The 23,570-nt window shown below is 74.9% G+C and carries 19 protein-coding genes, 1 tRNA gene and 1 pseudogene; 12 read left to right on the forward strand and 9 right to left on the reverse strand.

Annotated elements, in window-relative coordinates:
- Positions 1-119: 119 nt before the first annotated feature.
- Positions 120-1,181 carry a PucR family transcriptional regulator gene (locus ACZ6AQ_RS23315; RefSeq protein WP_468761933.1) on the forward strand — a complete coding sequence of 354 codons (1,062 nt, stop codon included), beginning with the start codon at positions 120-122 and terminating at the stop codon, positions 1,179-1,181.
- A gap of 40 nt (positions 1,182-1,221) precedes the next feature.
- On the opposite strand, the gene ACZ6AQ_RS23320 is transcribed toward ACZ6AQ_RS23315, so the two are convergent.
- A complete protein-coding gene (locus ACZ6AQ_RS23320) occupies positions 1,222-3,168 on the reverse strand; it encodes an NAD-binding protein (protein ID WP_468761935.1) in 1,947 nt (648 codons plus the stop codon).
- 288 nt (positions 3,169-3,456) lie between these two features.
- Here ACZ6AQ_RS23320 and ACZ6AQ_RS23325 point away from each other — a divergent pair, with 288 nt between their 5' ends.
- Entirely contained in the window at positions 3,457-3,711 is a 255-nt protein-coding gene (locus tag ACZ6AQ_RS23325; protein WP_388697368.1) for a hypothetical protein, read from the forward strand.
- Positions 3,712-3,782: 71 nt separating this feature from the next.
- On the opposite strand, the gene ACZ6AQ_RS23330 is transcribed toward ACZ6AQ_RS23325, so the two are convergent.
- Together ACZ6AQ_RS23330 and ACZ6AQ_RS23335 are read right to left on the reverse strand one after the other, a co-directional pair.
- Complete coding sequence (locus tag ACZ6AQ_RS23330; RefSeq protein ID WP_468761937.1) at positions 3,783-4,868, reverse strand: class I mannose-6-phosphate isomerase; 1,086 nt, start codon at positions 4,866-4,868, stop codon at positions 3,783-3,785.
- Positions 4,865-5,704: an SDR family oxidoreductase gene (locus ACZ6AQ_RS23335; protein ID WP_468761939.1), complete on the reverse strand. Its 840-nt coding sequence runs from the start codon at positions 5,702-5,704 to the stop codon at positions 4,865-4,867. The genes ACZ6AQ_RS23330 and ACZ6AQ_RS23335 overlap by 4 nt, the downstream gene beginning before the upstream one ends.
- 375 nt (positions 5,705-6,079) lie before the next feature.
- Between ACZ6AQ_RS23335 and ACZ6AQ_RS23340 the strand changes: the two genes are divergently transcribed.
- From ACZ6AQ_RS23340 to ACZ6AQ_RS23360, 5 genes are all read left to right on the forward strand, one after another.
- Positions 6,080-6,733, forward strand: a complete 654-nt coding sequence (locus ACZ6AQ_RS23340) for a hypothetical protein (RefSeq protein WP_468761941.1) — start codon at positions 6,080-6,082, stop codon at positions 6,731-6,733.
- 220 nt (positions 6,734-6,953) lie between these two features.
- Positions 6,954-7,184: a hypothetical protein gene (locus tag ACZ6AQ_RS23345; RefSeq protein WP_468761943.1), complete on the forward strand. Its 231-nt coding sequence runs from the start codon at positions 6,954-6,956 to the stop codon at positions 7,182-7,184.
- A gap of 5 nt (positions 7,185-7,189) precedes the next feature.
- Positions 7,190-8,218, forward strand: a complete 1,029-nt coding sequence (locus ACZ6AQ_RS23350; RefSeq protein WP_468761944.1) for a serine hydrolase domain-containing protein — start codon at positions 7,190-7,192, stop codon at positions 8,216-8,218.
- A 296-nt stretch (positions 8,219-8,514) separates the two neighbouring features.
- Entirely contained in the window at positions 8,515-8,808 is a 294-nt protein-coding gene (locus ACZ6AQ_RS23355) for a hypothetical protein (RefSeq protein ID WP_468761946.1), read from the forward strand.
- Positions 8,805-9,965, forward strand: coding sequence for a vanadium-dependent haloperoxidase (locus ACZ6AQ_RS23360; RefSeq protein ID WP_468761948.1), 1,161 nt, complete (start codon positions 8,805-8,807; stop codon positions 9,963-9,965). Before ACZ6AQ_RS23355 ends, ACZ6AQ_RS23360 begins: the two co-directional genes overlap by 4 nt.
- Before the next feature lie 204 nt (positions 9,966-10,169).
- Here ACZ6AQ_RS23360 and ACZ6AQ_RS23365 read toward each other — a convergent pair whose 3' ends face one another.
- The 5 genes from ACZ6AQ_RS23365 to ACZ6AQ_RS23385 all read right to left on the reverse strand — a co-directional run bounded on the left by ACZ6AQ_RS23365 (position 10,170) and on the right by ACZ6AQ_RS23385 (position 17,549).
- Complete coding sequence (locus ACZ6AQ_RS23365; RefSeq protein ID WP_468761950.1) at positions 10,170-11,756, reverse strand: MFS transporter; 1,587 nt, start codon at positions 11,754-11,756, stop codon at positions 10,170-10,172.
- Between the two features lie 155 nt (positions 11,757-11,911).
- Positions 11,912-12,382: a MarR family winged helix-turn-helix transcriptional regulator gene (locus tag ACZ6AQ_RS23370; RefSeq protein ID WP_468761952.1), complete on the reverse strand. Its 471-nt coding sequence runs from the start codon at positions 12,380-12,382 to the stop codon at positions 11,912-11,914.
- Between the two features lie 321 nt (positions 12,383-12,703).
- On the reverse strand, positions 12,704-14,287 hold the full coding sequence (locus ACZ6AQ_RS23375) for an FMN-binding glutamate synthase family protein (protein WP_468761954.1): 1,584 nt from the start codon (positions 14,285-14,287) through the stop codon (positions 12,704-12,706).
- Positions 14,288-14,541: 254 nt separating this feature from the next.
- Positions 14,542-14,615 (reverse strand) — tRNA-Pro (locus tag ACZ6AQ_RS23380).
- 51 nt (positions 14,616-14,666) lie between these two features.
- The gene (locus tag ACZ6AQ_RS23385) at positions 14,667-17,549 is read right to left on the reverse strand and encodes an ATP-binding protein (protein WP_468761955.1); all 2,883 of its coding nucleotides are present in this window, start codon (positions 17,547-17,549) and stop codon (positions 14,667-14,669) included.
- 124 nt (positions 17,550-17,673) lie between these two features.
- Here ACZ6AQ_RS23385 and ACZ6AQ_RS23390 point away from each other — a divergent pair.
- Positions 17,674-18,138 (forward strand): annotated as a pseudogene (locus ACZ6AQ_RS23390) (DUF309 domain-containing protein); the annotation flags it as partial.
- Between the two features lie 346 nt (positions 18,139-18,484).
- Here the strand turns inward: ACZ6AQ_RS23390 and ACZ6AQ_RS23395 are convergent.
- Positions 18,485-19,087 carry a TetR/AcrR family transcriptional regulator gene (locus ACZ6AQ_RS23395; protein ID WP_468761957.1) on the reverse strand — a complete coding sequence of 201 codons (603 nt, stop codon included), beginning with the start codon at positions 19,085-19,087 and terminating at the stop codon, positions 18,485-18,487.
- A 427-nt stretch (positions 19,088-19,514) separates the two neighbouring features.
- Here ACZ6AQ_RS23395 and ACZ6AQ_RS23400 point away from each other — a divergent pair, with 427 nt between their 5' ends.
- From ACZ6AQ_RS23400 to ACZ6AQ_RS23415, 4 genes are all read left to right on the forward strand, one after another.
- Positions 19,515-20,237 carry a phosphatase PAP2 family protein gene (locus ACZ6AQ_RS23400; RefSeq protein WP_468761959.1) on the forward strand — a complete coding sequence of 241 codons (723 nt, stop codon included), beginning with the start codon at positions 19,515-19,517 and terminating at the stop codon, positions 20,235-20,237.
- The gene (locus ACZ6AQ_RS23405; RefSeq protein ID WP_468761961.1) at positions 20,234-21,505 is read left to right on the forward strand and encodes a DMT family transporter; all 1,272 of its coding nucleotides are present in this window, start codon (positions 20,234-20,236) and stop codon (positions 21,503-21,505) included. The genes ACZ6AQ_RS23400 and ACZ6AQ_RS23405 overlap by 4 nt, the downstream gene beginning before the upstream one ends.
- A 126-nt stretch (positions 21,506-21,631) precedes the next feature.
- Complete coding sequence (locus ACZ6AQ_RS23410) at positions 21,632-22,642, forward strand: SPFH domain-containing protein (RefSeq protein ID WP_388697454.1); 1,011 nt, start codon at positions 21,632-21,634, stop codon at positions 22,640-22,642.
- The gene (locus tag ACZ6AQ_RS23415; protein WP_468761963.1) at positions 22,639-23,538 is read left to right on the forward strand and encodes a hypothetical protein; all 900 of its coding nucleotides are present in this window, start codon (positions 22,639-22,641) and stop codon (positions 23,536-23,538) included. Before ACZ6AQ_RS23410 ends, ACZ6AQ_RS23415 begins: the two co-directional genes overlap by 4 nt.
- The last annotated feature ends 32 nt before the right edge of the window (positions 23,539-23,570 follow it).

Here is a 23,570-nt window from a genome sequence, read left to right on the forward strand (position 1 = left end):
ACATTGCCGTCGTCCGGCAATCTTTACGCATCCTTGATGCCGATGGCCGCCCCGGGCGGCGGGCGGTCCCGCACCGGACCGGCGCGTCGGGGGACCGGACGGCGGGGGCGGGGAGAGCGATGACGGAGCGGGAGACGGCCGGGGCGTACCTGGCGGGGTACGCGGAGGTGCTGGCGGACGCCTCGGCGACGGGCAGGCGGCTGACCCGTGACGAACTGGGGGCGCTGCGGGACCGGGGGGAGCGGGCCGCCGAGGCCGGGCTCGGGCTGCGCGCCCTGATCCGCGCGCACCTGTCGGCCGCCGGGAAGCTGCGGACGGAGCTGCCCCGGGCCGCCGCGGACCACGTCCTGGCCGTCGTCGAGCAGGCCGTCGACGCCTTCGCGGAGGGGCACGAACGGGCCGGTCTCCTGGCGGTCCGCCAGGAGGCGGCGGCCCGGCGCGAGTTCGTCGACGACCTGCTGTACGGACGGAGCGACCTCGGGCGTCTCGCCGAGCGCGCCGAACGCTTCGGCCTGCTGCTCGCCCACGCGCACGCGGTGGCCGTGGCCCAGGGCGGGGAGCCCTACGGGGACGGCTCCCCCGTCCTCCGGCACGTCGAGTCGTCCCTGGTGGCCCGGTTCGGCCAGCGGCGCATCCTGCTCACCACGAAGGAGGGGCGGCTGGTCTGCGTCGCCCCGGCCGACGAACCGGAGGTGCCGGTCTTCTTCGCGAAGCAGGCGTACGCGGCGACCGACGGCGGCCAGGTGGCCATCGGGCGTCCCCACTCCGGTCCCGGCGGCGTCGTCCACTCGTACGAGGAGGCCCTGAACGCCCTCGACCTGGCCGCCCGTCTGGGGATGGACGACCCGGTCCTGCGCGCCGCCGACCTCCTCGTCTACCCGGTGCTCACCCGTGACCGCCAGGCCATGGCCGATCTGGTGACGAGCGTCCTGGACCCGCTCCGGAGCGCGCGGAGCGGCGCCCGGCCGCTGATCGACACGCTCGTCGCGTACTTCGACACCGGCTGCGTCGCCGCCGAGACGGCCCGGCGGCTCTCCCTGAGCGTCCGGGCGGTGACCTACCGGCTCGACCGCGTCCACCGCCTCACCGGCACCGACCCCGGTGACCCCGCGCAGCGCTACACCCTGCAGACCGCCGTCATCGGCGCCCGTTTCCTGGGCTGGCCGGACCGGGAGCCGTGACGGGGCGGGGGCCGGGCCGCCGGGTGGACGCGGCGGCGGTTCAGGGGCCGGTGGACGGGCCGGGGGCTTCGAGGAGTTCGGCGAGGCCGGCGCGGGTCGCGGCGACCACGACGCGGTCCCCGGGGCGCAGGACGTAGTCGGAGTGGAGGTCCCACAGCAGGCCCGGCGAATCGTTCCGGCTGTGATCGGCGGGGCCGGGGCGGCGGGCCCCGGGGGCGGTGGTGTCGAGGGCCAGGACGCGCCAGGCCCCGGGGCGGAACGCCTCCTCGACCGTGCGCCCCTCCAGGTGCGGCTGCCCGGCGACGTCGAGCGCGGCGAAGAGCAGCACGCGGCGTTCGACGGGGACGGCGCCGAGGATCCGGCGGCCCATCATGGCGGCGGCGAAGGCGGGCGCGGCGAGGGTGGAGACGCTGCGGCTGCGGGTGAGCGCGCCGGGGTGGGCGGCGCGCAGGGTGCGGTAGACGGCGGTGGCGAAGTCGTCGTCGTACAGGCGGAGGGCGACGAGCAGGTCCGGCGCGAGCGTGCGCGCGTACAGCGCGGCCTCCAGGTTGGTGGTGTCGGCGCTGGTGAGGGCGAGGAGGGCGTGCGCGCGGTGGACCTTGGCGGCCTCCAGCACGCCTTCCTGGGTGACGTCGCCGAGGACGACGGGGACCCGCAGCCGGTGGGCGAGCGCGACGCCCCGGGCGTCGGGGTCGTCCTCCACGCACACCACGGGGACGCCGAGTTCGCGGAGCTGGGCCAGGACGCGGGTACCGATCTTGCCGAGTCCCAGCAGGACGACGTGGCCGGCGAGTCCGCGTGGCGGGCGGCGCAGGGCGGAGGCGCTGCGGTAGGCGCCGAACGCCTCCAGGGCGCCCGCGACCAGGAGGGGCAGCAGGGCGAGGCCGACGAGCCCCGTGAGGAGCTGGAGGAGCTGGCGGGGGACGGACGCGTCGACGGCGGGTTCGGCGATCGCGAACAGGTCGAGCAGGGTGATGTAGACGGCGTGCGCCGGGGGGCCGTCCGTGACGGCCGACGAGACGACGGCCAGGACGGTGACGGCCGCGACGGCGCCCACGAGGGCCCGGCGCAGCCGGGGCGAGAGCAGCTCCTTGAAGGAGGCCCCCCGGCTCGTCCGTCCAGGGGGCGCGGCCGGTTCGCGGCCGACGGCCTCCAGGACGACGGTGCCCCGGTCGGCGGCGGCCCGTACCGCGGCGTCGTCGGGGAGGAGCCGGGGCGCGTGCGGACCGCTGCGGTCGGAGCCCTCGGCGCCGGCGGGGTCGCTGGCCGTGGACGACAGCAGGGCCAGGGTCGCGAGGGCGGGGGCGGCCCGGCGCCCGGGGCGGGCGGGCAGCCGTTCGGCGGCGCGCAGCAGCAGCCCGTCGGTCTGCACGATCTTGCGGGTTCCGGCGACGGCGGTGGCGGCGAGCGCCGGGGCGGCGGTGTCCGCGTCCGACAGGACGACGGTCGAGGTGTCGTGCCTGCCGCGCACGCTCTCGGGGACCGTGAGGTCGGTGACCTGGTCGAGCAGCTCGGCCATGCGCCGGCCGAGGTTGCGGTTGTACATCCTCAGGACCAGGCGGATGCGCGGGTTGAGGCGCCGCGCGAGGAACGCGGCCCGCATGTTGGTCTCGTCGTCCTCGTAGAGGAGGGCGAGGGCCTCGGCCCGTCCCACGCCGGCCTCCGAGAGGGCCTGTTCGCCGGGTGCGGCGGCGGTCGTCTCCCGCACGCCCGGGAAGGGGTCCGGGCCGGGGGCGTCCCCGGGCGGTGCTCCGGGACGGCCGACCGCCGCGCCCACGCGGCCGAGCAGCGCCGAGGCGCGGGAGGGGCCCGCTGGCGGGTGCGCGGTTCCCCCGGAGCCGGGCGGCGGTACGACCAGGGTGACGGACTGCCGGTACACGTCGGCGAGTTCGGCGGCGATCCGGTGCGCGAGGGCGTCGTCCCCGCACACGACCATGTGCCGGCCGGTCCCCGGCCGCCCGTCCGGCCGGTGAGGCGTCGTGGACATGGTTTCCCCCCTCGGATGCAGGGTCCCGGGGCCGTGACGGTCCTGGGCGCCGCCCGCGCGGGCGGTGCCGTCCCGGGCCGGGGCATGGTGTCACGCGGCGGGACGCCGGTTCACTGCCGGTTCCTGGAAGTCTTCCCCCTCCGCGGTTGCCGCCACCGTCCCCGTGGCGGGCGGTGGTGGCGACCGTTCGCGGGCCGGGCCGCGGGCCGGGCCGTGAACCGGGCCGCCGGTGCCCGCCGCGTCGCGCGCGACGGGGCCGGTGTCAGAGGCACCCGTCACACTGGTGGCATGAAGCTGCCACGCATTCCCTGCGGGACCTGTGGCCGGCCCATCGCGGCCGGCCCGGTCGCCGGACGCCTGGGCAAGGGCCGTGTCGCCCGTCACGACGCCCCCGGCATGCGCGCCAGGAACCCCGGCGCCCTCGTGTCCTGCCGCGGTTCCCTCGCGATCGTGGACCTGCCCGTGGGACAGATGGAGTTCCCCCTCGACGAGACCGGTCCCGAGGAGGCGTCCGTGCCCGACGCCCAGCCGGTCCTCTTCTGACCGGGCGCGCCACGGCCCGGTGACGCCCGCGTCCGCTCACCCGGCGGCGCCGTGGCACCGGTCCGTCCGGCTCAGGCGCCGGACGCGGTCCCGCCGAGGGTGGCGACGAGGTGGGGCGGGAATCCGGCGGCGCGCAGGGGGGCGTACACGTCCCGTTCGAGGTCGGGCAGGTAGCCGAAGAGGACGTCGGCCGGACCGGCGATCTCGACCTCGCCGCAGGCGGCGGGCAGCAGGAGCGTCTCCGCCCGGCCCAGTTCCCCGGCCCAGTCGCCCGTGCGCACGCGTACGGGCGCTCCGGCGTTGGACAGGACCTGCGCGGTGGCGAAGGAGCGGCGCAGGGGCTCCTGCGTACCGGTCCGCCAGCGTTCGAGGGCGAAGTACGGGCCCGCGCACAGGAAGAGCCGTTCCACGCCGTCCCCGGCCGCGATCCTCAGTCCGGGGGTGAACTCCGGCCTGCTGTCGGGGTCCACCTCCTCCATCAGCATGTCGAGGTTGGCGGCGAACTCGGCGTCGCCCACGGGCGATCCGTCCTCCATCCGCCAGCGCATCGCGTGCTGCTGGATGTCGGAGGTCTGCTCGATCTCGTAGACGAGCGTGCCCGGGCCGAAGGTGTGCGGGGTGCCGCCGGGCACGTAGAGGGTCTCCCCCGCGCGCACCGGCAGGCGCCGCAGGACGGCGTCGAAGTCCTGCGTCTCCAGCGCGGCGCGCAGCCGGTCGCTTCCGACCCCCTCCCGGACGCCGCACAGGACGGTCGCCCCGGGGACGGCGTCGAGGACGTGCCACGCCTCGGTCTTGCCGTTGGGCTGTCCCTCCAGGCGCCGCGCGGTCTCGTCGTCGGCGTGCAGGTGGACCGGCAGGGTGCCGGTGGCGTCGATGAACTTGGTCAGGACCGGGAAGCGGTCACCGGTCCATCCGGGGCCCATCAGCATCTCCGGATGGTCGGCGACCACCTGGCGCAGACTCCGGCCGGCGAGCGGTCCCTCGGTCACGACGCCGACGTGGCCGTCGACGTCGCTGCACTCCCAGGTTTCGGCGACGCTCCAGTCCGGGATGCCGGTCTTGCCGAGGCGGCGGGCGAGGGCGTGCCCGCCGAACACCAGCGGCTTCACCGTGACGGTCAGGCGGAGCGGGTACGGGCCGATGGCGTCCGGGCTCACAGGATCGGCTGTCCGCCGGTGACCGCGACCCGGGCCCCGGAGATGTAGCTCCCCTCGTCGGAGGCGAGCAGGACGTAGACGCCGGCGAGTTCGGCGGGCTGGCCGGGGCGGCCGAGCGGCACCTGGGAGCCGAAGCCCTCCACCTGGTCGGAGGGCATGGTGGAGGGGATGAGCGGCGTCCAGATCGGGCCCGGGGCCACGCTGTTGACCCGGATGCCCTTCGGGCCGAGGAGCTGCGAGAGGGAGCCGACCATGTTCGCGATGCCCGCCTTGGTGACGTTGTACGCGAGGAGCTGCGGCGGGGGCATGTCGGAGTTCACCGAGGTGGTCGCGATGATCGACGCCCCTTCGCCCATGTGGGGCACGGCGGCCTTGGTCAGGTGGAAGAAGGCGCTGAGGTTGGTGGCGAGGGTGTGGTCCCACTCCTCGTCGGGGATGTCCTCGACCGCGTCCCGGGTCATCTGGAACGCGGCGTTGCTGACCAGGACGTCCACCCGGCCGAACTCCTCCACCGCCTTGGCCACGACCGACCGGCAGTGCGCCGGGTCGGTCAGGTCGCCGGGGACCAGCACGCACCGGCGGCCCGCCTCCTCCACCCGGCGCCGCGTCTCGGCGGCGTCGTCGTGCTCGTCGAGGTAGGAGACCAGGACGTCGGCTCCCTCGCGGGCGTAGGCGATGGCCACGGCGCGGCCGATGCCGCTGTCTCCGCCGGTGATCACCGTCGCCTTGCCGGTGAGCCGTCCCGAGCCCCGGTAGCTCTCCTCGCCGTGGTCGGGCCGGGGGTTCATCGCGGCGGTGGAACCCGGGGGCGTCTGCTGCTGGGGAGGGTAGGACACGACGGCATCTCCTGGGGGGACGGGACGAACCGCGTACGGGTTCACCGAACTCCGACGAGCATATGCGAAAGGTACTTTTGCGACATTTCATCGGAGTGGCCGGTTCTTCGTCGGAGCGGCCGGTTCTTCGCCGGAGCGACCGGCCCTCTGGAAGCGGCGCCCCGCCCTTCCGCCCCCTCCCTCCCCTCCGCCCGCGAAGGAGCCGCGCGTCCGGGACATGTCCGGGACGGGCCACGGCCTTCGCCGCGGGCCCCGGGGCGGTCAGGATGGCCGTGGCGGCGGTACGCGTCGGCCGCGTCGCATCCGGTGCGGCGCCGGAACCGTCCGCGCGTACGAGGGGAACGGCGCCGCCGGAGACGTCCACGGGAGGGCCGGGTGCAGGCACAGAGGTTCGGATACGCGGTGTCGCCGTCGGTGGCGATCGACGTCGGGACGACGTCCGGTCACCTCGCCGACCGGACGCGGCGGGGGCGGCGGCGGTTCAGGACCGTCCTCCTCGTCCTGGCCGTGCCGTACGGCGGCGCGGGCGCCTGGGCGGCGGCGGAGGGATGGCCCGACTGGATTCCGGCCGCGCTGCCCCTCCTGCTCGCACTCCCGGTGGGGCTGGTGGCGGGGTGCGCGAGGGAGCTGTACGTGATCTCGGCGATGACGCGCTGGGTGAATCGCGGGCCCTGGCAGGCGTGGCCCTGCCGCATGGAGGAGCTGCCCGACAAGCCGCACCTGCGCCGGATCCTGATGCTGGATCCGGACGGGACCGTCACCCGCGAACTGTGGTCGGAGGTCCCGGTGCCGGTCTGGCTGGACCGGACCGACGGGCTCGGTCTGCTCTGGTTCTGCGGCGACCTGAGGTTCGGCGGCGTGTTCGCGGAGCCCGGGGGCGCCCCGGTGTGGCGGGCCCGGCCGGCCGAACCGGGCAAGGAACTGCACGCCGCGCCCGCCGCCCCGGCCTCCGGCGGGGAGAACGTCCTCCTCACCGAGCTGACGCGCCAGGCGGCGAGCACGGTGTTCGGCCGCCTCCTCGGCGGCTGAACCGGGCCGCCGCGCCCCCGTGGACGCGCGGAACACGGTGTGCGCCGACCTGCCCGCGCCGGGCGGCGGGGCAGCGCGGGTCGGCGGGGCGGCGCGGGTGAGCGCCGGGTCCCGCGCCGCGGCCCCGTACGCACCGGCCGGAACGCGCCCGCCACGGAAGCGGCCCCGAGGAAGTCAACTGGGGTTGACGATCGGGGATGAAGTCAACCATGGTTGACTCATGACCGGAATTGATATCTCGTCGATCACCGAGAACGCCGATCCCGTCGACGCGTTGCGCGAGGCGGCCGAGCTGCGCCGCCGCCTGGAAGGGCAGGAGGAGATCCTGGTGTACCGGGCGCGGGCGGCGGGGACCACGTGGGCGCAGATCGCCCAGGCGCTGGGGGTCTCGAAGCAGGCCGTGCACAAGAAGTACGGCGGCCGGCGCCTGTTCGGCCGGACGGAGGCGTGATGATCATGGCCTCACCCCTTGACGACGCGGTACGGCGAACGGCGGAGCGGATCGGCGCCCGACGGCGCGGTGCCGTGGTGGTGGGTGCCGTCCGGGGCGGGTGGTCCGGGCTGCACGGCGCTGAACCCGGCACGCTCTTCGAGATCGGTTCCGTCACCAAGACGTTCACCGCCCTGGTCCTGGCCCGGCTCGCCGTGCGGGGTGTCGTGGGGCTGGACCAGCCGCTCCGCGACCTGCTGCCCCGCGACATCACGGCCCCCGAACGCGGCGGCGAGGCCATCAGGCTGGTCCATCTGGCCTGCCACACCTCCGGCCTGCCCCGGCTGCCCAAAGGCGTCCTGCCGCGAGGCGCGTTCCGGCCGGACCCCTACGCCGGCTGCACGGGCGAGCTCCTGATGGACGGATTGCGGCGGACCCGTCTGCGGTCGGTGCCCGGCACCCGCTTCCGCTACTCCAACCTCGGCGCCGGCCTGCTCGGATACGCCCTGGCGCGCCACACCGGCACCGACTACGACACGCTCGTCCGCACCGAGGTCTGCCGGCCCCTCGGCATGACCGACACCCGCGTGGTCCTCGATCCCGGACGCGCCGCACGGCTGGCCGCCGGCCACTCCCGCACCGGCCGTCCCCGGCCGCCCTGGCACCTGGCCGCCCTCGCCGGCGCCGGCGGTCTGCGCTCCACCGTGCCCGACCTGCTCGCGCTGGCCCGGACCCAGTTCGACCCCGCGCCCGGGGAGTTCGCCGAGGCCGTCGCCCTCACCCACGCCACCGCCCACCGCGTCAACGCCGGAACCGCCGTCCACCCCGGCTGGATCTCGGCCGCCCTCCCCCGCGACCGGCACCGGATCCTGTTCCACACCGGCGGCACCGGCGGTTACCGCGGCCTGCTGGCCGTGGCCCCCGAACACCGGGCCGCGGTCGCCGTCCTCAGCGCCGACGCCCGGCCCGTGGACCGTCCCGGCCTCGACCTGCTCGCCCGGATCATCGCCCTCGGGCCCGGCCCGGACCCCGTCCCGGCCGCCACCGGCGCCTGACCGGAAGCCGGCGCTCCCGTGCCCCGCGGCCGACGGGAACCCGGTCGCGGGAAACGTGGCACGGGAAGCGGGTCCTCTCGGGGGCGGGTCCTCGCGCGGCGGCGGGCCCCCGCACGGCCCGAGAACCGACATGTCCGATCCGTACATGGAGACTTCACGCCGACCATGCGCCCGAGACCGGCCATTCCGCACGGACTTCCGATTTCCACCGGCCGGGGAAGCCGCGTTCGCGCCATGATCACGCCGCCGCCGGCCCGGCGGCCGTCGACACCTGTGTGATCAGGGGGAATCGAGTCATGCCCGGAAGCACCCGCACCACCAGGAGCCGCACCCGGATGTGGCGCCGCGCTCTGGCGGCGGCGACCGTCCTCGCGGCGACCGGAAGCATCCTGACGGTCGCGCCCCAGCCCGCCCACGCGCTGTCGGCGCGGCCGATCGCCGACCCGGTGCACTACTGGAACGACGTGCTGCAGGACATCTTCCGCAAGTCGGTCGGCGGCCCGGTCCCGTTGACGCGCGCGGCCGCCATGATGAACGCCGCGATCTACGACGCGGAGAGCTCGTACCAGCTGAAGTGGAAGGGGGGATGACGTCCGAGGAGTACATCCACGCGGAGAACTACGCGAGCTGGGTGGAGGGACCCGACGAGGAGGAGCGGGTCGTCGGGCGCACCGCGTACAACATCCTGCTCAACCTCTACGGCGTGAACCGGCCCAACAAGAGCGCGCCCGACTTCACGGCCTACCTCGACCGGCGCTTCCGCGAGCGGTTCGGCACCGACCCCACCGGATTCGACCTGCTGGACGCCACCGTCGTCAGTGGGATGGTCAGCCAGATGATGAACGCCCGTGCCGGGGACGGCTCGGACAGCAACGAGTCGTACACGGCAAGCGGGCAGCCGGGGGCCTGGCGGCCGACCAGCTACCCCGACATGGTCGACACCAAGTGCCAGGTGGACGGCGACGCGGTCAACCCGGCCTGGGGCAAGGTCAGGCCCTTCTCGCTGACCTCCGGCTCGCAGTTCCGGCCCACCAGGCTCACGCAGTACGTCACGTACGAGAACCTCGTGGCCGACCCCGAGTACAAGGCCCAGGTCGACGCCGTCCGGCGGGCCGGCGCGGCCGCCCCCACGGCCGCCACGCCGGTGATCGACCGCACCCCGGACCAGCTGAACGCCGCCTGGTTCTGGGCCAACGACAACAACGGCACGTACAAGCCCCCGGGCCACATGCTCCAGGCCACCCGGGAGGTCTCCCAGGCCCGGGGGCTCAGCACGTACGCCAACGCCCGCCTCTTCGCGCTCGTCTCGATCGCGCTCGCCGACACCGGCACAGCCGTCCGCGACGCGAAGTTCTCCACCCCCCTCGACCTGTGGCGGCCCGTCTCCGCGATCCGCGAGGGCGGCCTCGACGCCCAGTGGAAGCCGCTCCTGAAGAACAGGGACGGCGTCAACGTCAACCCGTGCTTCCCCGCCTACGTCTCCGGCCACGCCTCCTTCGCCGGGGCGTGGGCGGGCGTGATGAAGCGCTTCTTCGGCAGCGACAACATCTCCTTCGACCTCACCACCGACGAGCCGCTGGCCCCCGTCAGGCAGCGCCACTTCACCAGTTTCAGCGCCGCCGCCAAGGAGAACGCGGACAGCCGCGTCTGGCTCGGCGTCCACTACCCGTGGGACGCCACCGACGGCCTCGTCCTCGGCGACAAGGTCGCCGGCCAGGTCTTCACCACCAAGCTCCGCGCCCTGTGACGCTCCCCGCGGAGCGGGGTTCCCGGCGCACGGGTCTCACCGTACGGCTTCCGGGGGTTCCGGGGGTTCGCACGGTCGCCACAGGGAGGGGTGGTCGGGGTGGTCCCTGTGGCGGTCGGCGAGGGCGCACACCCGGCGGTCGGCCCCGTACCGACACCAACGGGCGATCGATCCGGCAGGCATACGATCCGCCGGACAGGCTCCCTAGTGCCGGGCGTGGCCGGGGGTCCGCCGGACGCCGGTGACGGCCAGGGCGGCGCCGGCCACGCAGAGGACTCCGGCGGTCAGGACGGCGGTGTGGACGCCGTTCATGAAGGCATGGTGGCTGCCTTCGAGGATCGCCGACCGGAGCTGTGCGGGCGTGCCGGCGGCGAGGGGCGCGATGCCCATGGACACCGCGTCCTTGGCGTCCAGCAGCGCGGTGGCCACGGGGGCGGGGACACCCGCCGCGGTGAGTTCACCGGTGAGGGTGGTGCTGACGCGGCCGGCGATGAGGGAGACGAGAACGGAGGTGCCCAGCGCGCCTCCGATCTGGAGGGCCGTGGCCTGCAGGCCGCCGGCGACGCCGGCGTCCTTGACGGGGGCGTTGCCGACGATGGCGTCGGAGGAGGAGGCCATCACCATGCCGACGCCGAGGCCGAGGGCGATGAACGGCGGCCACATGAGGCTGTAGGCGCTGTCCGCCTCCCAGGCGAGCAGGGTGAAGCACGCGGCGGCCTGGAGCAGCATGCCCAGGGGCATGGTCAGGCGTGGCCCGAACCTGTCGGTGAGCGCGGCGCCGAGCGGGGAGGCGACGACGGAGGCGAGGCTGAGGGGCAGGGTGCGCACGCCGGCCTCGACGGGGGTGAAGCCGCGGACGTTCTGCAGGTAGATCATGACGAAGAAGATCACGCCGAGCAGGACGAAGAAGTTCAGCGCGGTGATGATCGTGCCGATGGTCAGGGCCGGGTTGCGGAACAGGCGCATCGGCAGCAGCGGGGAGGCGACCCGGGTCTGCCACCGGCCGAAGAACACGAGGACCAGCAGGCCGGTCCCGATGGTGCCGAGGGTGCCGGCGGAGGTCCAGCCCCAGGTCTCGCCCTTGACCACGCCGAAGACGAGGGCGAGCAGCCCGACGGCGAGCAGGACGACGCCGAGGACGTCGAACTTCTCCCGGGCCGCGTGTTCGTTGCGGCTCTGCGGCAGGACGGCCGCGCTGAAGGCGAGGGCGACGACGCCGACGGGCGCGTTGATGTAGAAGACGGACTCCCAGCTGACGTTCTGGACGAGGAAGCCGCCGACGATGGGCCCCAGGGCGGTGGAGACCGAGGAGACCATGGCCCAGATTCCGACGGCCATGCCGAACTTCTTCGGCGGGAAGACGGCGCGCAGCAGACCGAGGGTGTTGGGCATCAGCAGGGCGCCGAAGAAGCCCTGGAGGGCGCGGAAGGCGATGACGCCCTCAATGGAGCCGGCCAGGCCGATGGCGACGGAGGCGAGGGTGAACCCGGCGACGCCCACCAGGTAGAAGGTGCGGCGGCCGAAGCGGTCGCCGAGCTTGCCGCCGAGGATGAGGGCGGCGGCGAGGGCGAGGAGATAGGAGTTGGTGACCCACTGCAGGTCCGAGGTGGAGGCGCCCAGGTCGCGGCCGATCTCGGGGTTGGCGATCGAGACGACGGAGCCGTCGAGACCGACCATGAACAGGCCGAAGGCCACGGCGAGCAGGGTGAGCCAGGGATGGGAGCGACGGCTGCGCGCCGTATCGGCGGGCGGGGAGTGCGACGGTTCGGCAAGGGTGCCGGCGGAGGCCATGGGTGTGTTCTTTCGTCGTGATGAAACGCCGGGTCGGCGCACGGCGCCCTGGGGACGACCGGCTGCGACGGGCAGAAGGGAAACGGCACGGAGGACCCCGGCTTGCCCCTCGGGCACGCTGCGGTCCGATGAGCGGGCCGGGGCGCCGAAAAGGTTCAGCGCGCGGTGCGCAGGTGCTCGCCGAGCGACTGGAGCGAGCCCAGGGCGGAGCCGAGGGCGTCGAGTTCGCCGTCGGTCATCGCCCGCAGGACCTGCGCGGCGCGGTCTGCCATGAGCTGCGTGACCTCGCCGACGCGCCGTTGCGCGGCCGGGGTGAGGTACAGGTGGGCGATCCGCTTGTCGGCACCGTCCTGGCGGCGTTCGAGGAGTCCCTGCTCGGTGAGCTGGGTGACCAGCGCGCTGACGTTGTTCGGCTTCATCCGTACCGCTTCGGCGGCCTCACGGACCGTGCTGCCGCCGTGGGTCTCGACGTACCGCAGCAGCGTGAGCTGCGCGTCGGAGGGCTTGGGGTGCGGATAGTGCTGGTCGACGTGCCGTTCGAAGGCCCGGGTCAGCGCGGGCAGGCACGCCACGAGGCCGAGGGCCAGGCGGTCGATGTCCCGGGAGGACGCGCTGTGCGGAGGCATGCCCCGAATTTAGCTATACGGGGATACCTATGTCAAAGGATTCACTGTTCCCGGCAGGCGCCGGCCCGGTTCCCCGCACGAGGCAGGTCCCGGAAGGGGGTCCGTCCCGCTCGGCGCCCAGGAGCCCGGCCGAGAGCACGCCGAGCAAGGCCGAGCACGCCGCGGCACCGTCGCCGATCACGGTGGCGCGGGTGCGCTCGTCGACGCCGCCCGTCACGGCGGCGTGGCCGCCTCCACCCGTGGCACGTACGGCGCGGGCCGCCGGGCGTTCGCCGCCCACCGCGCGGCCGAGGACCGCACAGCGGTGCCGGCCTCCGGTGATCAGACGGTGAAGCGGTCGGGATCGGCGGACTCCCAGTCGGTCGCCCAGGAGGCGGGCGGCTCGGCGAGCAGCTGGCCCGGCCGGAGCCACTCGTAGAGTTCTTCGTAAGAGCGTTCGGTGACAGGGTCGATCCGTCGGCGGAGCATGTGCGGGCGCAGTTGCGCGGGGTCGGTGACGCCCATGGAGGCCATGATCTGCAAGGCGCTGGCCACGGTCGCCTCCTGGAAGCGCTGGACGCGCAGTGTCTTGTCGGGGACGTCGATCGCGCGGGCCCGGCGGGGGTCCTGGGTGGTGACGCCGGTGGGGCAGGTGTTCGTGTGACAGCGCTGGGCCTGGATGCAGCCGACGGCGAACATCATCGCCCGTGCGGCGTTGCCGTAGTCGGCACCCTGCACCATGCGCTTGACCAGGTCGGTGCCGGTGGCGATCTTTCCGCTCGCGCCGATCCTGACGCGGTCGCGCAGGCCCGTGCCGACGAGGGCGTTGTGCACGGTGAGCAGGCCCTCGGTGAGCGGGGTGCCGACGTGATCGGCGAACTCCAGCGGCGCCGCGCCCGTTCCGCCCTCGGCTCCGTCCACCACGATGAAGTCGGGGGTGATGCCCTCCTCCAGCATGGCCTTGCACACGGCGAGGAACTGCCGGCGTGAACCGACGCAGAGCTTGAACCCCGCGGGCTTGCCTCCGGACAGGTCCCGCATGCGGGCGACGAAGCGGACGAGTTCCCTGGGGGTCGAGAAGACCCGGTGGTACGGCGGGGAGACGACCGTGCGGCCCTCGGGCACTCCCCGGACCCGGGCGATCTCGGCGTTGACCTTGGCCCCTGGCAGGACACCGCCGATGCCGGGCTTCGCTCCTTGCGAGAGCTTCAGGGACACGCATTTGACGTGGTCGTGGGCGGCCTTGTCGGCGAACCGGGACGGATCGAAGTCGCCTTCGTCGGTCCGGCAGCCGAAGTACCCGGTCCCTATCTCCCAGACGAGGTCGCCGCCCGGGCGCAGGTGGTACTCGGAGAGACCGCCCTCACCCGTGTCCTGGGCGAAACCGCCGGCCGCCGCACCCCCGTTGAGCGCGAGGACCGCGTTGGCCGACAGGGAGCCGAAGCTCATCGCCGAGACGTTGAGCAGCGCCATGTCGTACGGGCGGTCGCAGTCGGGGCCTCCGATCGGTACGCGAGGAGGCGTCCCGGGGACCGCGCAGGGTGCCATGGAGGGCACGAGGAACTCGTGGCCGGCCTCGTACACGTCCCGTTCGGTGCCGTAGGGCTCCTCCGCGTCAGTGCCCTTGGCGCGCTCGTAGACGATGTCGCGCACGTCCCGGTCGAAGGGGCGGCCGTCGTAGTTCCGCTCGATGAAGTACTGCTGGAGCTCTGGACGTATCCGTTCCAGGAGGAAACGAGCATGCCCGAGGACGGGGTAGTTGCGCAGCACCGAGTGCCGGTGCTGCAGCAGGTCCCACGCCCCCAGCAGGCCCAGGAGCGTGAGCGGAACGGCGGCGAACCACCACAGGGCCGAACCTCCTGCCGCGGCCACGGCCGTCGTGCCGGCGGCGCAGAGAATCAGTACGACGATCACCATACGTATCACGCGGTCCGCCTTGCCCGGTGACGGGTGACCACGCTCTTCACCTGCCCAAAGATCTCTAAAGTCTTCGGACGGGGCACGTGACGTCGTGGTGAGCGAGCTGCTCTCCCCCGCATCCGCACCACGGGCAAACGGGCTCGCAGGGTTCCCGCGGTCGAGGAGATCCGCCCCCTCGTCACCCCGACCGGTCCCCAAAAACGATCAGGGGGCCGTCCTGGATTGCTCCAGAACGGCCCCTGACCCGCGACTGTCTCCAGTCGGGACGACAGGATTTGAACCTGCGACCCCTTGACCCCCAGTCAAGTGCGCTACCAAGCTGCGCCACGTCCCGATGCACGGCCCCCGCGGTTTTCCCGCGTCGGCGTGCAGGGGAAACACTACCTCACTCCGGAGGGCGGTCCGACGCACGGGCTGTCACCACGCCGCAGGCGGCGGCCAGGGCCGTCGCTTCCGCGAGGGCTCGCGGGGAGCCGGTGGCACGGGCCAGGTCGAGGCGGGCGCGGGCCTCCTCGTAGCGGGAGGGGGACGCGGACAGGTGGGCGACGGCCTCGGCGAGGAGGCGCCGGGACTCGGACGGACCGGCGAAGAGGGCCGCGCAGCGGAGGGCTTCGCCCAGGGCGGTGGGGGTGCCGATGCGTTCGGCGCGGGCACGGGCCTCGGCGGCGATCCCGGCGGCGCGGTCCGGGTCCGTGGCGGCGAGCGCCCGGGCGAGGTCCAGGGGCCAGGGAGCCCACACGATGTGGTGGCGGCCCCGGCCGATCAGGGCCTCGGCCGCCGCTTCCAGGGTGGCCACCGCCTCCTCGACGCGCCCTTCCGCGAGCAGCAGCCGGCCGAGGACGCTGGGGCCGTCGGGCAGGACGATCGCACCCGGCCACGGCGGCCCGAAGGAGTAGCGGTCGGCGACGGAGCGCGCCTCCGCCGTACGGCCCCGGGCGACGAGCGTGTCCACGAGGAGGCAGGCGGTGTCCCAGTGGACGGGGAGGCCCTTGCCCACCCGGTCGGCCAGGCGCAGGCCCTCCTCCAGGTAGTGCTGCGCCTGCGGCAGGTTGCCGCGGCGCCGGTGGACCAGGCCGAGCAGGGTGTGGGCGAAGGCGAGGTGGGCGCCGCTCCAGCCGGAGATCTCGAAGGCGCGGACGGCCTCCGTGAAGAGGGACTCGGCCCGGTCGGGACGATCGGCGAACGCGTACGCGATGCCGGTGAGCGCCGGGATCTCGAATCCCCACGTGGAGTCCGTCCAGCCGAGTCCCCGGGCGAGCGCGCCGTCGACGAGGGCACGGTCGCAGAGTCGTACGACCTCGGCGGCGGGTTCGCCCCGGAGCATCGCGTCGAATCCCCGGACCATGAGGAGCGCCCGCTCGGAGTTGTCGGCGCCCGTGAAGCCCTCGGTGAGTTCGGCCAGGCGGCGGGAGCGGCGGAGGCCGTCCTCCTCGGCGGCCTGGAACCCCTCGTACATGAAGTGCGCGGCCTGCAGGCGGCGCCGGTCGGTGCCGGGTGGGGTGCGGGCGGCCTCGGCGTCCAGGGCCCGCGCGGCCTCCCGGAGCTCGTTGTTGTGGGCGAGCGCCTGCGCCAGCCGGTAGGTCGCGTCGATGCGCAGGGGGTGGTCCAGGCCGGGCAGGTCCAGCGCGGAACGCAGGTGGCGGACGGTGGCGGCGGGCGCGGTCAGCAGGGAGGCGCAGCCGAGTTCGTACAGCACCTGGGCGTACGTCTCGGGGCCCGGCGGTTCCTCCAGGGCCCGCTCCAGGCACCGGCGGGCCGCGTCCGGGGCTCCCACGGCGAGGTGTTCGGCGGCGGCGGCCCGCAGCCTGTCCACGACCTCCTCGTCGTCGTCCGGGTGCACCTGGAGGAGGTGCCGGGAGACGGCGGCCGGTCCGTGGCCCGCTTCGGTGAGCGCCCAGACGGCCCGCCCGTGCAGGGCGGTCCGGGCGCCCGACGGCACCGCCCCGTACACGGCGGTCGCGATGAGGGGGTGCGCGAACTCCAGGTGGGTGACCTCGCCCGGGGCCACCGCGGCGAGACCGCTCCCGGCGGCGGGAGCGTCTCCGGCGGCGGAGTCGTCCGGACCCCCGTGTCCCGCCGGCGCTTCCGCGTCCTCGGTCTCCCGGGCGTCGGCCGGCGTCGTGGGGCCGGACCCGGCGGCGCGTTCGGCGCGCGTCGGCGGGGTCGTCCGCGTGGTCACGATCCGCGCCTGGCGGAGGAGTTCGGCGTGTTCGGCGACCTCCCGCGGTCCCAGGCCCGTGACGGCCGCCAGGAGGGGCGGGGTGCTGTCCGCGCCGAGCACGGCTATCCCCCAGGCCAGGTTGGTCGGGCCGGCGCCGAGTTCCTTGATGCGGGTGACGAGGCCGCCGCCGCGCGCACCGGCGCCCAGGTCGCGGAGGAGACCGGCGGAACCGGCGACGGGTTCGAGCATTTGATCGCGGGCCTTGGCGAGGAGTTCGACCGTCTCGTACGGGTTGCCGCCGGTCACGGTCCACAGTTCGCGGCAGAAGGGTTCGTCGGCGTGGTCGCCCAGCATGTCCCGGGCGAGCGCGGCGGTGGCCTCGGGGGTGAGCGCGTGCAGGCCCAGGGTGAGGACGGCGCGGCGGGCGAGTCCGGCGAGGACGGCCGCCGTGCCGGAGCGGTGCGGTCCCTCGGGCAGGGGACGATGGGCGAGCACGAGGAGGACGGGCAGGCGGCGGTCCCGCCCGATCCGGGTGAAGGCGTCGAGCCACGCCAGGGTTTCGGCGTCGGCCCACTGGGCGTCGTCCACGAGCAGGACCGGGGGCCGGTCCCGCAACCGGTCCGCGAGCCGTTCCAGGAGCCTGGCCAGGCCGTCCTGTACGCCCTGCGGGTCGGCGGGTTCGTCCGACGGCGACGGCGAGGCGAGTCCGAGCGCGGGGGCGAGCAGGTCGAAGTGGCCGCCGAAGAGGTCGTGGATGTCCTCCGGGCCGAACCCGTCCAGGGCGGGCTGGAGCAGCTGGCGGGTGACGTGGAACGGGACCGAGGTGAGCGTTTCGCCGCCCCGGGCCGTCAGGACGGTGCACCGGTCCCGGGCCCTGCGGTGTATCTCGCCGAGGAGGGCGGTCTTGCCGATGCCGGCCTCTCCTTGGTAGACGAGGATGCCGCCGCGCACCGGGTGGCCGGCCACCGCACCGGCGACGAGTTCCTCGACGGCGTGGGCGGCGGCGGTGAGTTCCGGGCCCCGCTCGAGCAGCCCGCCTCGCCGCCCGCCCCAGGTCCTGGTCGCGAACGGCGCTGCGGGCGACGGGTGTTCGGGATCCGACGACAACGGTGGCTCACTCCCCACACGGACTTCCGGCACGGCGCGGCCGACGTGACCTCTGTCGACCGGCGCAAAGCGTCTGTCCGACGAGCCTAGCGTTCCTGATCGTTCCGGGGGCAACAATGAAGGGGTGAACCGGACAGCGAGTGATCACGGCAGGGACCGCGACGAGGAGGGACGGGCCCGCAGCGCCCGGCCCCGCGACGGCCTCGGCAGGCCGCTTCCGTACGGGGCGGAGGGGGTGCCCCGGCAGCCCGAGGGCGTCGTGCGCGATCCCGGAGCGACCCTGCGCGAGGCGCAGCGGCTGCTCGACGCCGGGATGCCCTTCCACGCGCACGAGGTCTTCGAGGACGCCTGGAAGTCCGGTCCGGAGGCGGAGCGGGACCTGTGGCAGGGACTCGCCCAGCTCGCCGTGGGCCTGACGCACGCCGCCCGGGGCAACGCGGCGGGCGGCGCGCGTCTGCTGCGACGTGGCGCCGACCGCCTGGCGGCCCGGTCCGGGAACCCGGCCCCCGCCCCGTACGGGATCGATGCCGAGGGGCTCGTCGCCTGGGCGCGGGAGCTGGCCGACCACGCCGGGAGCGAGCCCGGGGACGGGGGCGGGGGCGAGGACCGGGACGGGAACAGGACGGGGAGGGAGAGGGGGAGGCAGCGGGAGGAGCCGGTGGACGCGGGGGCCGGGAGGCCGGCGGAGGCCGGGACGGGACCGTCGGCGGAGGCCGGGAGGCGGGCGGAGGCCGTCCGTCCGGTCGTGATCGACGCCGCCGCCGAAGCGCCGCGCCTGCGGCGGAGCGCTTCCTGATCCCGGAGCTTCCCGGGCCCGCCCCTCTTCGCCCCTCTCCTCTCCGCTCCGGCTCCTCCCGGGGCCGCCCCCGGACCCCGTTCCTCCTGAGGCCGCCCCTCCGGGCCGTGGACCGGGGGCGCCGGGCGGCGCCCCCGGCTCACTTGCCGGCGTACAGCGCCGGGAGGAGGACGGCGTCGACGAAGGACCGCATGGCCGAGGCGCCCTCGAACCTTTCCTCGAAGAGGCGCTCGACGCGGAGCAGGCCGAGGAAGCAGGGGGCGACGAAGCCGATGGCGGCGTTGTCGGCGGCGATCTCACCCCGTTCGACCGCGCGGGCCACGAGGCCGTCGAGGGCCGCGATCTCGGGGGCGATGACGGTCTCGCGGAGCGCGGCGCGCAGATCGGGGTGCTGGATGTACGCCTGGGCGACGGCCTCCATGAGTTCGGCGTCGCGCTCGCGGCGGGAGGCGGCGACGCGGGCGGCCTCGCGCAGGTCGTCGGCGAGGCTGCCGGTGTCGATGCCGCTGAAGAGGACGCAGCGCCGCTGGGCGAGGGCGGCGGTGACGAGCTTCGGCTTCGTCCCCCACTGCCGGTAGAGCGTGGCCTTGCCGCACTTGGTGCGGGCCGCGACGCCCTCCATGGTCACCGCGTCGTAACCGCCCTCGCGGAGCAGGCCGAGCACCGCGTCGTACAGCTCCGTCTCGCGCTCGGGCGTGAGCTTGCCGCGGCGGGCCCCGGCGGTCGCGGCCTGTGTGGACATCGGTCCCTCCCTGACGGGCACCTCGGTGTCTCCGCCGTCTCTCCCCGCGGGGGATTCCTACACGTACGAGTCCGTCCCCGCACCTACGAGGATAGGACGCGCATAATCGAGACGCAAACGTATCGATACGTTTGCGTCTCGATCGGATCGGATCTAGGCTTCCTCCGTTTGTTGCCGATTTGACGGATTAGAGGGCCGCGCGATGGCTGCCGGGATACGCGGGATACGAGGACCACGTCCTGCAGGACCGGAGGCGACGTACGCCCCCGGCCCCGCCGGGCAGGACGTCGGCGAGGGGGACGGAAGAGGAGAGCGGGGCGACGGACGGGAACCCGGCGGGCGGGAAGCCCCCGAGGACGCCGGGAAGGCGCCGGAGCCGCGCTCTCCGCGCGCCGGGAGGGGTCCGAGGCCGTCCCTCCCGCGCGAGTTGCTGCTCGTCACCGCCCTGTTCCTCGTCTACAAGTTCGGCCGGCTCTTCGCCAACGGCCACGAGACCCGTGCCTTCCGGAACGCCGACCGCGTCTGGGACGCCGAGCGCGCCCTGCGCCTGCCGAGCGAGGAGACGGTCCAGCACCTGCTCCTGCACGGCGAACCGCTGATCCGGGCCGCGAACACGTACTACGCGGCCGTGCACTTCCCCGCCACGATCGCCTTCCTCGTCTGGCTGTACCTGCGCCGTCCCGCCCACTACCTCTGGTCGCGCCGGGTGCTCGCGCTCCTCACCGGCGCCGCGCTCGCGCTGCACCTGCTGATGCCGCTCGCGCCGCCCCGCATGCTCGCCGCCACCGGACTGATCGACACCGCCCGCGTCTACGGCCCCTCCGTCTACGGGGCGGTGCCGGAGACGGACTCGATGGCGAACCAGTTCGCCGCGATGCCGTCGCTGCACTTCGGCTGGGCCCTGATGGTCGCGATCGGCCTGATCGCCGCCACCCGGTCCCGCCTCCGGGTGCTGTGGCTGCTGCACCCGCTGTTCACCCTGCTCGTCATCGTCGGCACCGCGAACCACTACTGGTTCGACGCGCTCGCCGCCACCGCCCTCCTCGGCCTCGCACTGCTCGCGGTCCGCGCCCCCGGCCGCCGGACGGCTCCCCCACCCGTACACCGTCCGTTCGGGACGGCCCCCCTTCCGGTCGGAGCCCTGCGATGAACCCCGCCGTCGGCACCACGTTCGCGGTGCTCCTCTCCCTCGTCTCCGCCGCCGGGTACGCGCTCGCCGCCGTCGCCCAGTCCCGGCTCGCCACCGCCTCCCCCGCCGCTCCCGGCGGGCGCGGGGCGCTGCGCGCGCTGCTCGCCCGCCGGCAGTGGTGGTGGGCCGTCGGCCTGAACGCCGCCGGAGCCCTCGCCCACGTGGCGGCGCTGCACTACGGCCCGCTGACCCTGGTCCAGCCGCTCGGCGCCCTGACGCTCGTGGCGGCCCTGCCGCTCGGCGCCTCCCGCGCGCGCCGGCGGGTGACCCGTACCGAGTGGCGCGGGGCCCTGTGGACCCTGGGCGGACTCGTCGGCCTGGTCGCCGTCACGGGGCCCGCCGCGCCCGGCGAGGCCCTCAGCCTCCGCGAGTCGCTGGTCGTCGCGGCGTCGACGGCGCTCCTGATCTCCGCGCTCGCCTCGGGCCGGCTGCCCGGGAGCGGCCGGGGCGGGAACGGACTCGGGCACGCCACCGCCTCCGGGATCGCCTCCGGCGTCGCCTCGGCGCTCACCCAGACCCTGACGGCCGCGCTCGCGCTCGAACTTCCCGGCACCGAGCCGACCTGGTGGCAGACCGCGCTGCTCGCGGTCCTCGTCTCCGGGTTCGCGACGGGCGGGCTGCTGCTCTCGCAGGCCGCCTACCGGGGCGGTTTCGCGGCACCGCTGGCCGTCGTCAACCTCTCCAACCCGGCCGCCGCCGCGGTCATCGGCGTGGCCCTGCTCGGGGAGACCTTCCGGGCCGGCGCCTGGGGCTGGACGGCCGCCGCCGCCGCGTCGATGGTGGCGGCGCGGGGGGTGGTGCTGCTGACGAAGGGCGGCGCGGCGGAGAGCGGGGCCGAGGCCGTCCCGGGGGCCGGAGCCGCGCCCGTCGCGGCGGCGGTCGGTGGCGTCCGGGCGGGGCAGGGCCCTGCCGCCGGGGCCGGGGGCGTTCCCGCCGCGGCCGGGGCCGGAGCCGTGCGTACGGTCGGCGCCGTTCCCGCCGTCGGGGGCACGCCCGCGGCCGGGGCGGCGGTGGCGCTCGAAGGAGTACGGGCGGTCGCGACGGCGGCGGGACGCGGACCCTCGGGTCCCGCCCGTACCTCTCGCACCTTCTGCACTCCTCGCGCCTCTCGCGCCCTTCGCGCCCCGCGCGTCCGGAGGGCCGTCCGGGGAGCGCGGTTCGTGCCGTCGGCGCGGATCGCGGACGCCGCGACGGAGGCCGAGCCGACGGGCGCGCCGCTCGCGGGCTGAGGGCGGACGCGGCCGGGGTCCGAGCCGGGGGCCGGCCTCCGCCGCGCCCTCCCGCCTCCTGAATTCGTCATCTTGACGACAACTGGATCCCCCTTCTATCGTCAGTATGACGACAAGGGGGATTCCATGGCCGACATCACCCGGCGGGCCGGCTGGCGCCATCTGCGTTCCGCGCCCACCGCGCACATCCGCCACCAGCGACGGGGACGACTCGTCCACGACGGCGAGGGGCTGAGCTTCTGGTTCCGGCCGCGCACCGCCGCCCTCTCCGAGGTCCCGGTGAACGACCGGGAGCTGGCGATGGCCTTCCACGCCCGCACGGCCGACTTCCAGGACGTGAGCGTGCAGTCCACCGTCACGTACCGGATCGGGGACCCGGGCGCGGCGGCCACCCGGCTCGACTTCTCCGTCGACCCCGACACCGGCGCCTGGCGCGGCACCCCACTGGAGCAGATCGCCACCCTCCTCACCGAGACCGCCCAGCAGCACGCCCTCGACGTCCTCGCCCGCACCACCCTCGCCGCCGCGCTCGTGGACGGCGTGGCGGCGGTGCGGGACCGGGTCGCGACCGGCCTCGCCGCCGAACCGCGCCTGCCGGACACCGGCATCGAGGTCGTCGCGGTCCGGGTGGTGGCGATCCGCCCCGAACCCGAGGTCGAGCGCGCCCTGCGCACCCCCGCCCGCGAGCAGATCCAGCAGGAGGCCGACCGGGCCACCTACGAACGCCGGGCGGTCGCGGTCGAGCGGGAACGCGCCATCGCGGAGAACGAGCTGGCCAGCAAGATCGAGCTGGCCCGGCAGGAGGAACGGCTGGTCGAGCAGCGCGGCACCAACGCGCGCCGCGAGGCCGAGGAGAACGCCGCCGCCGACGCGGTACGGGCCGAGGCCGAGGCCGTACGGACGGTCCGGCTCGCACGGGCCGAGGCGGAGGCCGCCCGCGAGGTCGGCGAGGCGCGCGCCGGAGCGCAGTCCGCGTGGCTGCGGGCGCACGCCGAGGCCGATCCGGCGACCCTGCGCGCCCTCGCCGTGCAGCGGGCCGCCGAGAACCTGCCCCGCGTCGAGCACCTGACGCTCTCCCCGGACGTGCTCACCGGTCTGCTGGCCAGGCTGGGCGGCGAGGGCGGGGCCCGGCCGTGAGCCTCGCGCCGCGCGCGGTGCTCGTGCACCGGACCACGGAGTACGAGGAGCTGCTCGCCCGGCACGGCACGCACGGGCAGGCCGCGTTCTTCCTCGCCGCGCGCGGCCGCTCGGTCGAGGAGGTGCGCGCCCGGCACGAACGCGCCCACCGGGCGCTCGCCGAGGTGGCGGGCGCGGTGCCGCCGGCGTGGCGGCGGGCCCGGGTGGAGCGCGCCGACCTGGACCGGTTCCTGTTCGGCCCCGAGGACGTCGTCGTGGTGGTCGGGCAGGACGGCCTGGTCGCCAACGCGGCGAAGTACCTGACGGGCCAGCCCGTCGTCGGTATCGACGCCGACCCGGGGCGCAATCCGGGCGTCCTGGTCCGGCACCCGGCGGCCCGGGCGCGGCGGTTGCTGCCGTACGCGGCGGAGGAAGGGGCGGCGGTCGACGAGCTGACGATGGTCGAGGCCGTCACCGACGACGCGCAGCGGCTCCTCGCGCTCAACGAGATCTACGTCGGTCCGCCGGGCCACCAGACGGCCCGCTACACGCTCGGGCTCGACGGCACGGACGCGCCGGCCGAGGCGCAGGCGTCGTCGGGCGTCCTGGTCGGCACCGGCACGGGGGCCACGGGCTGGCTGCGCTCCCTGTGGGAGCAGCGTTCCAGCACCCTGGCGCTGCCCGCTCCGTCGGACCCCCGGCTCGCCTGGTTCGTCCGTGAGGCATGGCCCTCGCCGACCACCGGCACCACCCGCGTCGAGGGGGTTCTCGGCCCCGGCCGGGGCCTGCGCCTCACCGTCGAGTCGGACCGCCTGGTCGTCTTCGGCGACGGCGTCGAGTCGGACGCGCTCCACCTGACGTGGGGCCAGACGGTCCGCCTGTCCGTCGCCGTCCCGCGCCTGCGCCTCGTGTGCTGAACCGTGGCGGCGGACGGCCGTGACCGCCGCCC

The sequence above is a fragment of the Streptomyces sp. NPDC041191 genome, assembly GCF_055591945.1.